Below are 17,446 nucleotides of genomic sequence, written 5' to 3' on the forward strand. Positions count from 1 at the left end.
AAGTCATTATGACTGATGATCAGAAAGAGGGCCAAATATTTTTAAACAAGCTCGAAATACAAGTGTTTATGCCAACATCGTAACCCAGATCGAAGAGGCCATTGTCAGCGGGAAATTGTCTGCTGGAGAGAAACTGCCGTCTGAAAGGGATCTGATAAAAATATTTAATACCAGCCGGGGACCCATACGGGAAGCGCTCAAAGCACTAGAACAAAAAAAACTGATCGAGATTAGAGCCGGTTCCGGCGGGGGGGCAACTGTTTGTCCTATGGGTACAGATCTGTTAAGAGAGACGCTGGGACTGCTGGTTCGCCATAGAATTGTTCCCGAAGCACACATGGCTGAATTTCGCGAAGTCATTGAAGGTCTGGCGGCATCTTTGGCCGCTGAAAGGATCAAGCCCGAACAGCTTGAGGTGCTTGTAAAAATGTGGGCAGAGTTAAGCGATCTGATTTCTGATGATAAACTGGAAGTTTTTTGGTCCAAAGAGAGACAATTGCACCGATTGCTTGCAAAAGCATCGGGGAACTTGATGTGTGAATGGGTTGTGGACACCATTAACCAGGAAATTTCATCCTATCAAAGTTTGTATCCTGTTCAACGCTCACGGGCTCAAGAAGCATTGGCAGACTGGTCCGCCATCATCAAGGCGCTTGAAAATTCCCAGTGCAACAGGGCATTATCGCTCATCAAGGCCCATGTGGTCCGCTTCAGTCTTCTCGGAGAGACATAAAAGGAGAATGGGTGTCAGTTATCACAGACGTGATCTGAGCTTTCATCAAAACGTTCAGCAATCCCCCCTCTCTTGACCAGACCAAACAAGATACAGCATCAATCTGGTGAACCAAACTCGACCCTAAAGAAATTTCAAGGAGAGATGTATGCAGTCAAAATTAGAAAAACAGGTGATCGAAACCATTGATTCAAGAAAAGAAGAGATTTGTTCTTTCCTGCAAAAGCTGGTGATTTTTCCCAGCGTCACCGGTCAGGAAACGGAAATCCAGGACTTCATTTCTAATTACCTTAAAGACATGGGTCTTGAGGTTGACATGTGGGTACCCGATTTAGATACCCTTAAGGACCATCCCGCCTATGTAGCGCCCGACAAAAGCTACAAGAATCGACCCAATGTTGTCGGTATTCTGAAAGGAACGGGTCAAGGCCGCTCGCTTCTGTTTAACGGCCATGTTGACGTCATTCCAGAGGGACCGGAAGAAGCCTGGATAGACCCGCCATTCGGGGCCCTGATCAAGGATGGACGGCTTTATGGCAGAGGTGCATCAGATATGAAAAGCGGGCTTGCAGCAATGACAATGGCCGTTGAAAGCCTTCTCCAAATGGGCCTGAAACCAAAGGGGGACGTAATCCTGGAATATGTCATGGACGAGGAACAAACCGGCAACGGCACTTTGGCAGCCGTGATGCGAGGCTATCGCGCAGATGCCGGGATTTGCTGTGAAACCAGCAGCATGCATGTTCAACCGGCCTGCCTCGGCAGGATCTGGTTTGAAATAGTGGTTCATGGCAAACCCGCGGGCATCCAAAGACGTTACGAAGGCGTTAGCGCTATTGAAAAGGGCCAGGAGATTGTAAAGGCTGTCGCCAACCTTGAGGCGATTCGAATCAATGAACAGGAACATCCCCTTTACCCGGATAACTTGAGTTCGTTACCCTGCATGGTTTGTGTTTTTGAAGCAGGTTCTTTCCCCAGTGCGTTCCCGGATACCTGCCGCCTCAAGGGCAGTATTGCCAGTTTGCCCGGTGAAAAGACACCGCAAGTCAAGCAGGAATTTGTTGACCATGTTCAGGCATATTGCCAGACTGACCCATGGCTCAAGGCACACCCTCCTGAAATCAACTTTGTCGGTTACAGTGGTGATTCGGCCGAAATATCACCCGGACACCCCATCGTAAAGACCTTAACGGACACCTATCAGACCGTCACAGGTCAAACCCCTCCGGTGACCGGACGCCAGGGAGCAGCCGATATAAGGTATCTGATCAACTACGGACAGACGCCAACGGTTATCTTTGGACCCGGGTTAACCGAGCAAATGCACGCCAATAATGAATATGTGATTGTGGATGATCTGATTACCGCAACAAAGATCATGGCCCTGGCCATAATGGAATGGTGCGGTGTGGACGCAGATTAAGTTGCAGGGAAATCAAGTCTAACCCATCAAAAAATTCATGTTACAAGAACCGCCTTCTGCCAGGTTATTTTAGGCTGAGGGCGGTTCTTTGATGGTTAAAACAATTGTTTCCAACAGGGAACGCTTCGGCACATTAAGCACAAACTGAGCTTGGGATCATCGCCGTTACAATGTTGTCAACGTTAATGCTCCCTTGGGACATATCTCGATACACAGACCGCAACCGTCACAATTCTCTCGTATGAGTGACATATTCGGATCGAATTTAATGGCCCCATAAAAGCAGACATTGCCGCACAACTCACACCCCCCCTTGGTCAGGTTGGAACAGGATTCCGGATCAAGGGTTGCAAAAAGCGGGGGGTTTTGGGCCAATGCTTCAATGGTCTTAATATGGGGAAGCGCCTTTCCCCGAATCTTTTCCAGTGAATCAAGTCCCTCATCTTCCATATACTGACCAAGACCGTCAAGTATTTTTTGAAATTGTCCATACCCCTGCCACATGATGCTGGTACAAATCTGAACGGCGCTGGCACCCAGCATTATGTATTCGATGACATCTTCCCAGGATGTGACACCCCCCACCGCCTGAATGGGAATTTTCACGGCGCGCGCCACCTCTGAGACATGGCGCATAGTGATGGGCCGGATAGCAGGGCCACTGTAACCACCATACGCAGCCAGGCGGGGCAGGCCAGTCTTAATATCCACCCCGGCGAATGAGCGGACGGAGTTGGCAATCGTCAGCGTGTCGGCACCGGCTTCTTCTGCCGCAAGGGCCATGGGAACCATATTGTGAGATGTGGGTGTGAGCTTGATCCCCACGGGCAGATCAACGGCGGCTTTGACCGCCTCGACCTGCCGTCGGCACATCTCCGGATCATTCCCCATCTGAAACCCCACTTTATCCGTGCCAAAGGGCATGGGGCAGGACACGTTGATCTCGAACATGACAACTTTTCCAGTTGCGGCAACCTTCTTGGCGACTTCAGCGGTGTCGTTTGGATCCGGTTGCGCAACGATACTGGCGATAACCACAGCATCGTTTTCAGTGGCCAAAACCAGTTCGCGCTCCAGCCATTCCTCCAGGCCCATGGTCGTATAGAGTTCAATATTTATCATGCCGATATTTTTTTTACCGTTCTTGACCAATTTCATGCGGCCGCAACGGGGATGTTTTGCCCAGGTGGCTGAAGGCCCCAGGGTTTTGGGCACGACTGCCCCAGCCCCGCCCTTCCATGCCTGACTTAACCGCTCCCCGTCCCATCCCGGTGTTGCAGAAGCCAATATCAAGGGGTTTCTAAATTTTACACCGGCAATGCTCACTTCCAGATTTGCCATGTTACGTTCTCCTTCGTTTTTTAAAATTACTGAAATCCGCCGATTTAATTGTTATTAATATAATACCAAAATCTTTATTAATAATCTATCGTTTTTTTTGTGAATTATTTTTTTGCTTTAATTACAGGTATATATAAAAAGTAAAAATATTTCAAATCTAAAATATCTGTATAGCATGGCTAAATTATGTTATAAATATCCTACCAAATGAGGGTCACTGAAAATTTTAATCCGTCCACAGGTTCCCTGTCAGAATCAAATGGCATGTTTGATGGCCCCTCAAACAGGGTAGAATGCTCAAAACGTAAGCTTGGGGATATTTTTTTCAGAAGAACGAATGGAATTCAGTTTTCTATACACAGGCACAGTCTGCACCCATTTTGAAGACAAGGAAGATTTGCCCCAGGATATATAGCGCCGCCCCCTATAGACCCAGGAATAAGACAACTACCGGCTGCAAAAAAAGGGGATCGATACAGTCAAAGGAATCCCTCCCCCTGTCAGCAGAGACAAGGGGAGGAAATCATATCATCCAAACCGCTATTTATTCATCTCTTTTTCAAAGGCGTCCACGACGTTTTTCCCACCGTCACCGACCATTTTAATATAAATATCTTTTATCGGGCTCATTTTTTCCCTAAAGGCTTCGATTGCTGCAGGAGGAAGTGTTGTAACAGATGTTTTGGCATAAGCCCGGATCACATGTTCGTTTTCCTTATCCACTTCAAGATCGGCTTCTATTTGGTAAGGTATGGCATCTTTAGCCGAGCTGACAATCGCTTGCTGGATTGCTTCCGGCATTCCTTCAAAGAGCCTATTGTTAACAATAAATACAGATGTTAAATACGCATGATTACTCACGGCAATGTATTTCTGGACTTCATGAAACTTCATTTCGCCAATCGCCCAGAAGGGGTTCTCCTCACCGTCCACGGTACCCAGCTGTAACGCAGTATACACTTCGTGATAGTTAATCGGCACAGGCGTAGCACCAACCAGTTTGTAGCTTTCCATGATCAGAGGAGACGCCATGGTACGGATTTTCTGTCCTTTAAAATCATCCGGCATGGCAATGGGCTTATTTGAGGTAAACTGTTTGGGCGAATGGACCAGCACTTCCAGGGCTTTAACATCCCTTTTAGGAAAATAACTCTTGAGCGTTTCACCGGCAGGTCCGTTTACCAATTTTTCCATTTCATAAATATCTCCCGGGAAAAAGAACGGAATGGTAAAAACCTGGACCTCGGGAATGATTGTCGCAATGTGACCGGCAGGCAGCATCGCCATCTGAATGGCACCACTCTGGACCATCTGTGCCTGATCAGCACCTGATCCCAATTCAGAATTGGGATGTATAGTGACATCAACGGCCCCATTGGTTCTTTCCGCAACAAGTTCCTTGAATTTAAGGGCGGCAGCATGAGTTGAAATTGACGTAGGCTCCACATGACCCAGTGTCAATTTGTATTTAGGTGCAGAAAAAGCGCTGCCAGTAAAGATAAAACACCCAACAATGGACAAAATAACGGTTGAAAACAATACCTTCTTCATTTTTTGGACTCCTACTTTTAAAATTAAACTAAAACACAGTCTTTATATAATATATCGAGTTTAGAAATCCTACGCTGGAATTCAACCCGACCCGATGCCCACAAGTGCATTGATTTATAAGCGACCGCCCGATTCAGAACCTTTTGCCACCGCTTTAAAAATTTTGGTGTATCCGGTACATCGACAAAGATTGCCCGATAGGCCGACTTTAATTTCTTCGACAGTCGGATGGGTATTTTGACGCAAAAGCGCCTCTGATGACATAATCATTCCCGGTGTGCAAAACCCGCACTGAACAGCACCCTCTTCAATAAAGGCTTTTTGTAATGGGTGTAGCGCGTGTTCATGCCCCATACCTTCAATGGTTTCGACGGTCTTGCCCTGGGCCTGCAGTGCCATGACCAGGCAGGAATCTACGGCACGGTCCTCCATGATCACCGTGCATAGTCCGCAATCTCCCTCTTCGCACCCTCGTTTGGTTCCTGTCAACCCAAGCGATTCTCTCAAAACCCGCAACAGGGTCCAGGATGGATCAACCAAGACTTCGGTTTCCCGGCCGTTGACTGTAAACGTGAGTTTTGTTTTCCCAATTGTTTCTGTCATATCCCTTTTCCTCATCTTGCTGCTGTTTTATTGGGGGTCTTCAGCCAGCACTCGCCACATGACCCGCTTAAATATATTCTTTAACACCGGTACCTTGTACTCACTGGACCAGCGGATTCCAGCCGTATTGACGACCACTTCGACCAGTTTATCCGCCGCAGCCTGTATCAGAACCGGCGTTGGCTTCCGGCCCAACAGCATCGATTCCACATCGTTCATTCTCACTGCCACCGGCATTACTGCCCCCGGTACAATACTTACCGCTGAAATAGTACCATTTGGATCCTGTCGTAAAGCGATCGATAGATTCAGTCGTGCCTTAGCCATGGCATTTCTTCGACCCAATTTTTCGAAACCGCTTTTCGTGCCCTGCACCGGTTTCTGAATCAGGATTCCGGTCAGGAGCTCATCTGATCTGATGCTGGTTTCGTATGCCGTGACCAAAACATCGGCTACAGACACCAAACGACGGCCGTCCTGTTTCGATTGAAGCTCCAATTGCCCATCTAATGCCACAATACCGGGTAAAACATCTGCACAGGGTCCATTTGTGATGACATTGCCACCAATGGTTCCCCTGTTTCTGATCTGGGGACCACCGACTGAGGCGGCAGCATTCACCAAAAGAGGAAAAAACCGGTTCAACGTCTCAGACTCGATCATTTCTGTAAAAGTAGTCGTGGCCCCGATTCTTACCTGATTATCGAGATCTTCAACGCCTTTGAGTTCACCAACCTCATTAATATTGAGCAGATAATCCGGGCGAATTTCTTCCTTTTTTAACATCGGGATCAAATCGGTACCCCCGGCAAGGGTTCTACATGTCTGCTTTCGATCAGCAATATATTTCAGGGCATCTTCCAAATAATTTGGTGAATAAAATTGAAAACTTTGCATCGTTAACTTTTATCCTTGTTGTTATTTTCTTGTTCCCGAATCAAGCGGTGAAGGTTTTCCAGGTTGGCCGGCAGAGCCGTTACGCGAACCCCTACAGCATTGGCGATGGCATTTAAAATTGCCGGGGCTGTGGGAATCAGGGCAGGCTCACCAACACCCTTTGCACCATAAGGACCCTCCAGAGCCGGCACCTCGACAATATGAGATTCGATGACGGGCACATCCATGCTAGTGGGAACCATGTATTCACTAAGGGTCGTGTTTTGCACAATACCTTTATTTATAAGAATCTGCTCTTCCAAAGCATAACCCAGACCCGTTGCTACCCCGCCCTCTATCTGGGCTTCAACATTTTTCGGATTAATGGCCTTGCCGACATCGTGTGCTGCCACCACGCGCAGGACCTCAATTTTTCCGGTTTCAGTGTCCACCTCTACCACAGCAATCTGGCTGGCCCAGGCGTATGTGGAGTAGGCATCTCCCTGACCGGTTTCCGGGTCCACGTCCTTGGTAGTAATATCTTGCCAGGCAGTAGCAACCACCGATCGGCCAGCCAGATGGGTCGCCTTAGCCAGGCGGGCAAAAGATATATTTTTTTCAGGATGCGACATTGAAAAAACCTGCCCATTGGCAAACATCAAATCCTGCATACCGAGTTTCTCTTCAGCGACCTCCCGCATGGTTTCCCTGACTTCAGTTGCTGCCTTCATCATGGCCTTGCCGGTCACATAGGTTACCCGACTGGCGGAAGTAGGCCCTGCGTTTGGGGTGGTCAGTGTATCTGCAGTGATCAATTTTATCTCGGCATAGTCCACGCCCAGCTCTTCTGCAATAATCTGACAAAAAATAGTGTCTGAACCCTGGCCGTAATCCACTTCGCCCGAGCGAACAATGACCGAACCATCCTCACAGATCTCCACCGTTGCAGCACCAATGTCCTGACGGGAAAAGCCGTAACCGATGCCATAAAACATGCTCCCGATGCCAATACCGCGCTTCTTCAATCCAAGTCCTCCCACATATTTTTGAGTTCCGGGTCCTTCAAAACCACCTGTCGAAGGATTTCCAACGTGGGTTTAATCCCCACACTTTCGTCACACTTCTGCCCAGTGGCATTTGTTAAGCCCACATCCAAGGCATTTATCAGTCTGAATCGCAACGGATTAATTCCCAGTTTCGAGGCCAGCCGATCTATTTGGGATTCGTGTGCCACGGCAGCCTGGGTCACGCCGAAACCGCGCATGGCACTGTTGAATGTATTATTGGTGTAAACGGAGTATGAATCCACTTTCAAATTGGGAATATAATAGGGGCCGGAAAGGTGAATGCCGCATTTTTTGACCACAAATGCCCCCAGCCCAATATAGGGGCCACTATCACCGTAAACCCTGCCTTCCATGGCACAAAGCTTTCCTTCTTTGGTGGCACCCCATCGGCTCCAGATTTCGATCGGATGCCGTTTGCTCTGGGATACAAGGGATTCCTCACGGCTCATCACCAGTCGCACCGGCCTTTTTGTGGCCATTGCCAGCAGGGCCAGATGCACCTCTACTGTCACATCGTCCTTGCCGCCAAAGGCACCGCCTGTGACAGCTTTAATTACCCGAACCTGGTTTTCCCTGATGCCCAGCACCATGGCTACCTGACGTCGGTCCCGAAATGGACACTGGTTTGCACTCTGTATGACCAGCATCCCGGTTTCATCGATGTGAGCTACCCCTGATTCGGTTTCCATATAGACGTGATCCACTGTTTGGGTTGTGTAGGTTTCTTCCACGATCACGTCGGCTTTGCGGAAGCCTTCCTGGATGTTTCCTTTTCGCGTTTTGCTGTGAAGGATTAAGTTCTCCCGTTCATCATGAACCCGATCCGCCCCCTCTGCCAGTGCCTCATGGAGATCTGAAACAACCGGCAACAATCGATATTTGACTTTAATGGCCTTGATTGCTTCAGCAGCTATCTCTTCGGTTTCCGCAGCCACCAGTGCTACCGGATCTCCGGCATACCGGACTTTGTCTTCTGCTAAAGCATAATGGTCGGCAAATGCAATGCCATAACGGTTGATTCCCGGTACATCCCTGGCTGTTAATACACAGGCCACTCCACCCATTGCCCGGGCCGAAGAGACATCCAGTTCCTCAATCACCGCATGTGGCACCCCCGCACGCAACACCTTGCCATAAAGCATATTGGACATTTTAATATCTTCAGCGTATCTCGCTGTTCCTAAAACTTTGCTCAAGGCATCGACCTTGGGTACAGATTTGCCTACACAACTAAATTCATCTATATTCATAGCTTTAAAATCCCTTTTACTCTCACAAGCATGTCTTCTTGGAAGGACTTGCAGTCCCTGCATGCATCTTCTGGAACATAAGAAAACAGTCCATTTTTTTGGAGACCCATTATAAGGTCACCATTTTAAAATGATTCGGCAATGACAGAAAATTAAAATATTATACCAAGATTGTCAATAAAAAATATCAATCCTGTTATAGTCTACTTGTTTTTTTTATATTATTTATAACATTTTCAATTATTTAAGTGATTATGAACACTATTTTTAAAATATTTTTGGTACCTTTTATTTTTTGATAACAAGCAAATCAACATCAAATATAATACCATATCAATTTTCCCAAACCGTCTCCCAGACGATGCAAGCATTGATCAGATTTTTAACGGCCATACCCAGGCAATCCAGTGGGTAACAGGCAAAGGATCAACTGGGTTATGGACATTTCAAAAATTTCAATGGAAAGGGGAAAAATTTTTATACTTGTTGACACCGGGCCCAATGGGTGTATGTTAGAAAAAATAATATTGCGAATGGGAAAAAATCATTGATATGGACATACCCATTAAGAGTTTCTCTACCCGAGTGGTTACCGGCGACCCTGTCCGTAAAAGCCAGGGAATGATGATCCGATTATCCGGTCGACCCGATAAAGTGATTGAGGAGACCCCCCCGGCATGACAATTTCTTTGAGCAAAGAACCCATGAACTATGGCAAGGTCATTACAACCACCTGTTTCAGTATCCAGGCGATTGGGGTGGGTGTTTATGTCTCCTATGGTGTGTTTTTCAACCCGCTGATGGATGAATTCGGCTGGTCCAGAGCGTCGCTTTCCGGGGCCTCTTCCCTGGCCTTTTTTATCACGGGACTGTTTGGCATCCTCATTGGCCGGCTCAATGACAATTTCGGTCCCAGGATTTTGATGGGCATTTCCGCCGTTTTTTTCGGCCTGGGACTCTGTCTTATGTCTCAGGTCAGCACCCTGTTCCAGCTCTACCTTGTTTTTGGCCTGATCTTTGGCATAGGACTCAGTTCTGTTGATGTTATTGCCCTGTCCACCATTGCCAGGTGGTTTGCCCTGAAACGGGGCAAAATGACCGGTATCGTCAAGATGGGTACCGGGGCCGGGCAATTCACATTTCCCATCCTGGCCAGTTTTCTCATTGCAGGTTTTGGGTGGAAGCATGCCTTTATCATCATGGGATTTTCTGCCTTGATCCTTCTGCTGATCATTGCCCAATTTCTTCGACGGGATCCAGACTCTTTTTATCACCCATCCGCCGGCACGCCAAGGGAACTGACAAAATCCCAAAACCAGGGATTTTCCTTTTCCAGGGCCTGGAAAACCCCTGAATTATGGATAATTTGTCTGGTAAATCTGCTGTTGGTATATTGCCTGATGAGTATCATCATGCACATCGTTCCCCATACCAGAGACATTGGTATTTCCCCCCACAAGGCAGCGAGTGTGCTGTCCACTATCGGGGCTGTGAGCATTGTGGGCCGGTTTATTTCCGGTATCGCCATTGACCGCACAGGCAGCAAACAAATCATGCGGATTTGTTTCGGATTCCTGCTCATCAGCCTGCTATGGCTGCCAAAGGCCGATGCCCTGTGGAAACTCTACGGGTTTGCCTGCATTTATGGCATTGCCCATGGTGGTTTCTTCACCGCGATTTCCCCCATTATGGTGGAATTATTCGGCATCCGGGCCCATGGCTCTCTGTTTGGGGTGGTGGCTTGTTTCGGGGCCACGGGCGGCGCCTTAGGCCCCATATGCACCGGATATCTGTTTGACAGGACCCACAACTATACGGCTGCTTTCTGGTTAATATTGATCATCAGCTGTATTTCCTTTGGGCTTCTGCTATGCTTAAGGACCCGGCCCAGGGCAGCCTAGATAAATTTCGCAGCCGCGGGCTCCGGGCTTAAGCCTCTGGACGAAATTGTGGCGGAATGCCACCCACAATCGGTTCATAATACCGATAAACGGTTTTTTCCCCCAGCAATTCATCCACCTGGCGCTGAATGGCCATGCGTTCTTCACTGTGCATCCATTTGTTCCAGTCCTCAAGCAAATGCCAGGTGCTCATGATTAGAAATTCTCCTTCACAGTCTAAACAACTGAAGGTCTGATCCGTTAAAAACCCAGGCTGGACCGCTGCCAGAGATCTGAGCTGAACGATCAAGGGTGCCAATCGACTTACCATATGCTCATCTTTTATGGTTCGTTTGATAATAATCGTAACTGCCATAATGTCCTCCTTTTTTAAACAATTATTGCCTGACAAAAAAAATGTGGCACAAACCACAACTCAAACAATCGAAAGAAATTGATTTTGAAAGAATTAAGAACTCAGTTTCACGATGGCGAAATTCTGTTTTTACAGTATCAATTTATCTGATCTGTTGTCAATCGGCAATCAACTTTCCCAGCATTTCTCATTATGGTTTAAATCATTGAACAGGGTCACCCATAACAAAATAATTCCCGTGGAACTTATATACACAGATTCTCTATCAATCAAACAAGGATAGCAAGATATTAAGGACGACTATGGGCGGTTGTTTTTCCAGAATCAGAGATTGTCTATGATCGTGTTAAAGGTTGCACTCGGCCGCATGGCCTGTTCCATTTTATCCCGATTGGGTCGATAATACCCGTCAATGTCAACCGGTTGTCCCTGGGCATCGGTGAGCTCTTTTATAATCACCGGTTCACTGGCTTCCAGTTGTTCAGCCACCATCGCAAACCGCTTTTGAATCTCTGCAGGGCTGGTTGGCCCGGCCAGGGCCTGGGCCCAATAAAGGGCAAGATAAAACTGGCTGCCCCGGGTATCCAGTTCATTCACATTGCGGGACGGGGACTTTTCATTTTCCAGGAATTTGCCAATGGCCTGGTCAAGGGTCTGGGCATACAATTGCGCCTGTTGATTGTTATAGGTTGCGGCGATATGCTCAAACGACGGCACAAGGGCACAGAATTCACCCAGGGAATCCCAGCGCAAATGTCCTTCCTGTAAAAATTGCTGAACGTGTTTGGGAGCCGACCCGCCGGCACCGGTCTCAAAAAGCCCCCCCCCATTCATGAGGGGAACAATGGATAACATTTTGGCACTGGTGCCCAACTCAAGGATCGGAAACAAATCCGTGAGATAGTCCCTCAGGACATTTCCGGTGACTGAAATGGTGTCCTCGCCCTTCCGGATCCTTTCCAGGGAAAATGTCATGGCCGCCTCGGGATGAAGAATGCGAATGTCCAGCCCGTTGGTGTCGTGCTCCGGCAGATACGCATTCACTTTGGCAATGATCCGAGCGTCATGGGCCCTGTTTTCATCCAGCCAGAAAATGGTCGGCGTATGGGTTTGCCGTGCCCTGTTAACCGCGAGTTTGACCCAGTCCCGAACCGGTTCGTCTTTGGTCTGGCACGACCGGAAGATATCACCCTGTGCCACTGCCTGTTCCATGAGAACCGTTCCGGAATCATCAATGATACGAACGGTACCGCCGGCCGTCATCTCAAAAGTCTTGTCATGGGAACCGTATTCTTCGGCCTTCTGGGCCATCAGCCCGACATTTGAAACACTGCCCATGGTGGCCGGATCAAAGGCCCCGTTCTTTGTGCAATCCTCCACAACCACCTGATATATTGTTGCATAGCATCTGTCAGGCACCATGGCGATGGTATCCTGCAGCTGACCATCGGGCCCCCACATTCTGCCGCCATCGCGGATAAACACCGGTATGGAGGCATCAACAATCACACTATTGGGGACATGCAGGTTGGTGATACCATTGCCCGAGTCCACCATGGCCACCTTACAATTGGTTTGATACACGGCCATGATATCCGCCTCAATGGCCGTTCGTTGGGCTTCAGGCAGGTCCTGAATCCTGGCATACACTTCCCCCAGGCCATTGTTGACATTTACACCGAGCCGGTCCAGGGTGTCTGCATGTTTCTGGAAAACATCTCTGTAAAAAACAGACACGCAATGTCCAAACAGGATCGGATCAGATACCTTCATCATGGTTGCTTTAAGATGAAGGGAAAGCAGCAGGTCCTCTTGTTTGGCCAGCCGAATCTGTTCGGCATAAAACCGGCGCAGGGCCTGAACATTCAGAACCGCGGCATCCAGCACTTCCCCCGCAAGAAGGGCAATGCCGTGTTTCAGAACCATGATGCTTCCGTCGGTATCGATATGTTCGATGCGAACGCTGCAATCATTGTCAACGGTGATTGATTTTTCACTGGCATAAAAATCTCCGTCTGCCATATGGGCGATGCGGGACCGGGAATCAGCGGGCCAGTCTTTCATGAGCTGATGGGGATTTTTTTTGCCGAATAGTTTTACAGCAGCGGGTGCTCTTCTGTCGGAATTTCCTTCTCGGAGAACAGGATTTACCGCACTGCCAAGTAATGTTGCAAAACGTGACTGCAGTTCTTTTTCTGTCTCTGTCCGGGGCGCTTCAGGATAATCCGGGATATCATACCCCTTATCCTGCAGTTCCTTGATGGCGGCTTTGAGCTGGGGGATGGAGGCGCTGATATTCGGCAGCTTGATAATGTTTGTTTTCGGTTGTCTGGCCAGTTCGCCCAGTTCCCTCAGGTGGTCGGGAAGTTTCTGGTCCGCAGTGAGATTTTCCGAGAAATGGCTGATAATCCTCCCGGCAAATGAGATGTCCTTTTTTTCAAAAACAATTCCAGACCCCTTTGTATATGCCTGAAGGACAGGTAGCAGGGACAAGGTCGCCAGTGCCGGGGCCTCATCAATCTCAGTATAAATAATTTTTTGACTTGTCATATTTTTCCCTCACCGTTAAACGTCTGTATAAAAATTCAAAAAGAGCATTAGCACATACGCCCAGGGATTACAAATCGCATCAGCAATTCTTATTATAAAACCCAATAGGCCCGGACAATGTTCAGGTTTTGGTCAAAAGCACAATACCACAAACCTGACCCGGGTTAGTGATAGCCATAATGAAAATGGCTGCGTATTTGATGATGCACAATATTAATCTTGGCCTTTTCCGCCGCCGTGGCCGCGTCTGCTGTCACCGCCTGAACGATTTTTCCTGGGGGAGTCATCGCCCATGCCTGGTCGGCTGACCCGGCCGCCCTTGCTTGATGGGTCTCCCCTTCTGCCATCTTCGACCCGGTTGAAGGCATTGTCGGGGCGCCTTTGCGGCTGTTCGTACTCAACCTGTTTCTGACCTTGCCTTTCCGGGTTGACCCGTTGCTGCATCTGCCCGTCGCGGTTGACTTGTTCCCTTCCCTGTCTTTCCGGTTTGATCCGTGTCTGACCCTGCCGGTCACCTGGGGTCCGCTCCTGCTTGTCCCGTTGGATCCTTGTCTGTTTTCCTCGGTCGCGGTCAACTGATTCCCTTGGCTGTCGTTCCCGGTTAATTCTTGTCCGGTCGTCACCGCGCCGATGGAGATCCAACGTTTTGGGTTCATTAAAATCACGGGTATTGTGTCTGAAATCCCGGGAGCGATTGGGGTGTTGTCCGTATTTCTTTGCGGTAACCTTGTCACGGTAGACAACGCCCCGCCGGTGAATGGGAGCGTGCTGCCAGCGGCCGGGCCTTGCTCTCCATCGGTCGTGCCTGACAAATCTTGGTCGTTTATGCACATCAATATAAATATAGCGGTGGGGCCAATCAAAATAGCTCCAGGAACCAAAACTGAAACCAAAATAAAAGCCGGGCCAGTATGAGATGCCGATGCCCATGCTGACGCCCGGCGGTCCCCAGTAATGGGGCCGATAGGCGGGATACCACCACGGACCATAGATAAGGACGGGGTCATAGTATGGCACATGGATAATCCTGGAATCTGCCGGTTTGATGATGATTGTCTCCTTTTCGACAATGACCTTTTGATTATCGTTGGTGGTAAGGTTTCCCTGGGCATAGGCCTTGGCCCGCAGTTCCTGAACCATGTCCATAACCTCAGCCTCCTGGGCAAGAAAGGCGTTGCCGAGGTTGGTGGTCTCAGTGATCCGCTCGCTCATCAGGGCAAAAATTGACGGAAAATGACAGACCGCCTTTATGCTGGGGTCCCAGTCCTTGTCCAAAAGCGCTGTATTAAGAGCCTCACCCTTTAGCCCCGGATTCTTCCTGATCCAGCGGTTGGCCTCAATCACTTCAATGGGATAGGTTGATGCCATCAGGACCTGGGACAGGAGCGCATCGGGATACAGGGCGATGGGTGCCAGCATCTGTGCCAGTTCCTCTTGGCTATATGTTTCAGACGACTCCGGAGAGCTGCTGTCCTGGGCGTGGACCTGCCTCAGCGGCAAGACAAAACAAAAGATAAGAACAACCAGGATGAATAATCCAGGGACCGGATGATAGATGGTCGTTGTCTTCATGACTACCTCCTCAAAAGCCCGGGTCCTGCGGCATGATGTTGCTCCTGCTAACGGCGGTGACATCGAAACCGCTTTGGGACCCCGGTAAAAAAACATGGACAGAATATATTCTACCCTAATTATATGGAAAAAAATATAAGCATAAAATGTTCCCAAAGCAATAAAAATAAGAATTACGAAATTACGGGGACACCATATAATTACGGGTAATTACGGGAACACCATACTTATCTCTGACCACCTTTTTCAAAATTAAGTATGATGTCTCCGGAACTCTATGATGTCCCCGTAGCTCCAACCCCCTGAACCGGTATCTGAAAAACACAATTGTTATGTGCCACATTGTGTAGTATGCTGCCTTAAATATTATGCCTGACACTTAAAGCGTGTCACATCGTTAAACCGGTCATGATGAAAGGGAGTGAAACATTTGAAAATAAAGGGAAAATTCGTCACTTTAGTTGTTCTTAGCGTATTGGTTATGGGAATCATCACCGGTTGCGTCACCATTTACGCGTTTAAGGACCGGGGGCAGAAAGAAATCCTGTCCGCAAAGCAGATGCTGTCAGAAGGTAAAAACGAAAAGCTGAAAGACCTGGTTCAAAGTGTCTGCTCCATTGTTGAAAATATCGACTCCCAAGAGGATGCCATAAAAATCGTTCGGTCGATCCGGTATGGAGAAGACAACAAAGGATATCTCTGGATTAACAATACAGATACGCCTTTTCCCAAAATGATCATGCATCCGATTGCCCCTCAACTGGAAGGAAAAGTGCTGGATAATCCAGCATATAATTGTGCCATGGGCAGGAAACAAAATTTATTTATTGCCATGGTCGAGGTGGTCTCAAAAGAAGGCAGCGGTTTTGTGCCGTATGACTGGCCAAAGCCGGGGATAAAAGATCAGGTCTTTCCAAAATCGTCTTATGTTAAACTGGTGAAAAAATGGAATTGGATCATTGGTTCTGGTGTATATATCGATAATATTGACAGGATAATGGCTGAAAAAAAAAGGGCTATCCAATCTCATATAAACCGTCAAATCTGGAAACTGGTTATTTTTATAATGGTTATTTGTGCTGCGATAATTGTCATTACCGCCTTCTTTTCCAATAAATTTACCGGGCCGCTTAATAACGCCGGTGCCATGGTGAAGGATTTTGCCGAAGGTGAAGCAGATCTCACCAAGCGCCTGGACGTAATATCCACTGATGAAGTTGGCAATCTTTCAAAATGGTTTAATGTGCTTGTTCAAAAACTCCAGGGCATTATTGCCGACATATCCGGGAATTCAGAAAAGCTCAACCGCTCATCCGGTGAACTTTTAACCATTTCCAGAGACATGTCTGACGGGGCAGATCAACTGTCTGAAAAATCTGATACAGTTGCGGTGGCAGCGGATATGATGAGTTCCAATCTGTCATCGGTCGCTGCAGCAGCAGAACAAACTTCAATCAATCTCAGCATGGTCTCTGCTGCGGCGGAAGAGATGACTGCAACGATTAATGAGATTGCTAAAAATACTGGACAAACACGTGTCACAAGCAATCAGGCGGTCGTCCGGACAAAAAAAGCATCCGATAATATTGATACGTTGAGTATGTCTGCCCTTGAGATTGGAAAGGTTGTGGAAACGATTAATGAGATCTCAAAGCAGACCAACTTACTTGCGCTAAACGCCACCATTGAAGCGGCACGTGCAGGTGAGGCCGGTAAAGGCTTTGCTGTTGTGGCCAGCGAAATCAAGGATCTGGCAAGGCAGACGGCGGAAGCAACCCTGGAAATTAAAGAAAAAATCGATAGCATTCAAAATTCCACACAGGAGACGGTATCTGAAGTTGAAGAGATCACTATTGCCATCAATAGCGTCAATGAAATGATAGACATGGTTGCAGCAGCCGTTGAAGAACAGTCTGCAACCACTAAAGAAATTGCGGGCAATGTTACCAGTGCCGCCCTGGGGATTCAGGAAGTGACGGATAATGTGAGCCAGAGTTCACATGTTGCAAAGGAAATTGCAAAAAATATTGCCGATTTTAACCAGGCCGCCACTAAGATGTCCGGCAACTGCGCACAGATCAACACCTGTGCCGGTGAGTTAAGCCAGTTGTCAAAGGAATTAAAAACCACCATGGATCAATTTAAGATATAATTCCACAATTCCCACTACAACTTCTCTGCCGGTTTTCGGCGCGGTTTTAAATTTTTGTAGCAGGTCGTTTAT

General features: G+C 48.0%; 14 protein-coding genes. 5 read left to right on the top strand and 9 right to left on the bottom strand.

Annotated features, from left to right (window positions below; all coding sequences use genetic code 11):
* The first annotated feature begins 76 nt into the window (after nucleotides 1-76).
* Both Q1Q15_RS10625 and Q1Q15_RS10630 read left to right on the top strand, forming a co-directional pair.
* Entirely contained in the window at nucleotides 77-733 is a 657-nt protein-coding gene (locus Q1Q15_RS10625) for an FCD domain-containing protein (protein WP_300459620.1), read from the top strand.
* Between the two features lie 148 nt (nucleotides 734-881).
* Complete coding sequence (locus tag Q1Q15_RS10630; protein ID WP_300459399.1) at nucleotides 882-2,156, top strand: ArgE/DapE family deacylase; 1,275 nt, start codon at nucleotides 882-884, stop codon at nucleotides 2,154-2,156.
* A gap of 165 nt (nucleotides 2,157-2,321) precedes the next feature.
* Here Q1Q15_RS10630 and Q1Q15_RS10635 read toward each other — a convergent pair whose 3' ends face one another.
* The 6 genes from Q1Q15_RS10635 to Q1Q15_RS10660 all read right to left on the bottom strand — a co-directional run bounded on the left by Q1Q15_RS10635 (nucleotide 2,322) and on the right by Q1Q15_RS10660 (nucleotide 8,844).
* Nucleotides 2,322-3,497 (bottom strand): tRNA-dihydrouridine synthase, encoded by a 1,176-nt coding sequence (locus Q1Q15_RS10635; protein ID WP_300459402.1) that lies wholly within the window; start codon nucleotides 3,495-3,497, stop codon nucleotides 2,322-2,324.
* A gap of 540 nt (nucleotides 3,498-4,037) precedes the next feature.
* Complete coding sequence (locus Q1Q15_RS10640; protein ID WP_300459404.1) at nucleotides 4,038-5,048, bottom strand: TRAP transporter substrate-binding protein; 1,011 nt, start codon at nucleotides 5,046-5,048, stop codon at nucleotides 4,038-4,040.
* Nucleotides 5,049-5,162: 114 nt separating this feature from the next.
* A complete protein-coding gene (locus tag Q1Q15_RS10645) occupies nucleotides 5,163-5,651 on the bottom strand; it encodes a 2Fe-2S iron-sulfur cluster-binding protein (protein ID WP_300459407.1) in 489 nt (162 codons plus the stop codon).
* 27 nt (nucleotides 5,652-5,678) lie between these two features.
* Nucleotides 5,679-6,548 carry a xanthine dehydrogenase family protein subunit M gene (locus Q1Q15_RS10650; RefSeq protein ID WP_300459409.1) on the bottom strand — a complete coding sequence of 290 codons (870 nt, stop codon included), beginning with the start codon at nucleotides 6,546-6,548 and terminating at the stop codon, nucleotides 5,679-5,681.
* Nucleotides 6,549-6,550: 2 nt separating this feature from the next.
* Nucleotides 6,551-7,552 (bottom strand): molybdopterin cofactor-binding domain-containing protein, encoded by a 1,002-nt coding sequence (locus Q1Q15_RS10655; RefSeq protein WP_300459411.1) that lies wholly within the window; start codon nucleotides 7,550-7,552, stop codon nucleotides 6,551-6,553.
* The gene (locus Q1Q15_RS10660) at nucleotides 7,549-8,844 is read right to left on the bottom strand and encodes a xanthine dehydrogenase family protein (RefSeq protein WP_300459414.1); all 1,296 of its coding nucleotides are present in this window, start codon (nucleotides 8,842-8,844) and stop codon (nucleotides 7,549-7,551) included. Before Q1Q15_RS10660 ends, Q1Q15_RS10655 begins: the two co-directional genes overlap by 4 nt.
* 552 nt (nucleotides 8,845-9,396) lie before the next feature.
* Between Q1Q15_RS10660 and Q1Q15_RS10665 the strand changes: the two genes are divergently transcribed.
* Together Q1Q15_RS10665 and Q1Q15_RS10670 are read left to right on the top strand one after the other, a co-directional pair.
* Nucleotides 9,397-9,525, top strand: coding sequence for a hypothetical protein (locus tag Q1Q15_RS10665; protein WP_300459417.1), 129 nt, complete (start codon nucleotides 9,397-9,399; stop codon nucleotides 9,523-9,525).
* Nucleotides 9,522-10,745: an MFS transporter gene (locus Q1Q15_RS10670; RefSeq protein ID WP_300459420.1), complete on the top strand. Its 1,224-nt coding sequence runs from the start codon at nucleotides 9,522-9,524 to the stop codon at nucleotides 10,743-10,745. The genes Q1Q15_RS10665 and Q1Q15_RS10670 overlap by 4 nt, the downstream gene beginning before the upstream one ends.
* A 28-nt stretch (nucleotides 10,746-10,773) precedes the next feature.
* Here the strand turns inward: Q1Q15_RS10670 and Q1Q15_RS10675 are convergent, their stop codons facing one another.
* From Q1Q15_RS10675 to Q1Q15_RS10685, 3 genes are all read right to left on the bottom strand, one after another.
* Nucleotides 10,774-11,100 carry an antibiotic biosynthesis monooxygenase gene (locus Q1Q15_RS10675; protein ID WP_300459423.1) on the bottom strand — a complete coding sequence of 109 codons (327 nt, stop codon included), beginning with the start codon at nucleotides 11,098-11,100 and terminating at the stop codon, nucleotides 10,774-10,776.
* 324 nt (nucleotides 11,101-11,424) lie between these two features.
* Nucleotides 11,425-13,650, bottom strand: a complete 2,226-nt coding sequence (locus tag Q1Q15_RS10680; RefSeq protein ID WP_300459425.1) for an NADP-dependent isocitrate dehydrogenase — start codon at nucleotides 13,648-13,650, stop codon at nucleotides 11,425-11,427.
* A gap of 213 nt (nucleotides 13,651-13,863) precedes the next feature.
* The gene (locus tag Q1Q15_RS10685) at nucleotides 13,864-15,222 is read right to left on the bottom strand and encodes a DUF3300 domain-containing protein (protein WP_300459427.1); all 1,359 of its coding nucleotides are present in this window, start codon (nucleotides 15,220-15,222) and stop codon (nucleotides 13,864-13,866) included.
* A 430-nt stretch (nucleotides 15,223-15,652) separates the two neighbouring features.
* Here Q1Q15_RS10685 and Q1Q15_RS10690 point away from each other — a divergent pair, with 430 nt between their 5' ends.
* Nucleotides 15,653-17,374, top strand: coding sequence for a methyl-accepting chemotaxis protein (locus Q1Q15_RS10690; protein WP_300459429.1), 1,722 nt, complete (start codon nucleotides 15,653-15,655; stop codon nucleotides 17,372-17,374).
* The last annotated feature ends 72 nt before the right edge of the window (nucleotides 17,375-17,446 follow it).

Source organism: Desulfobacula sp., from assembly GCF_030145145.1.
GTDB lineage: Bacteria > Desulfobacterota > Desulfobacteria > Desulfobacterales > Desulfobacteraceae > Desulfobacula.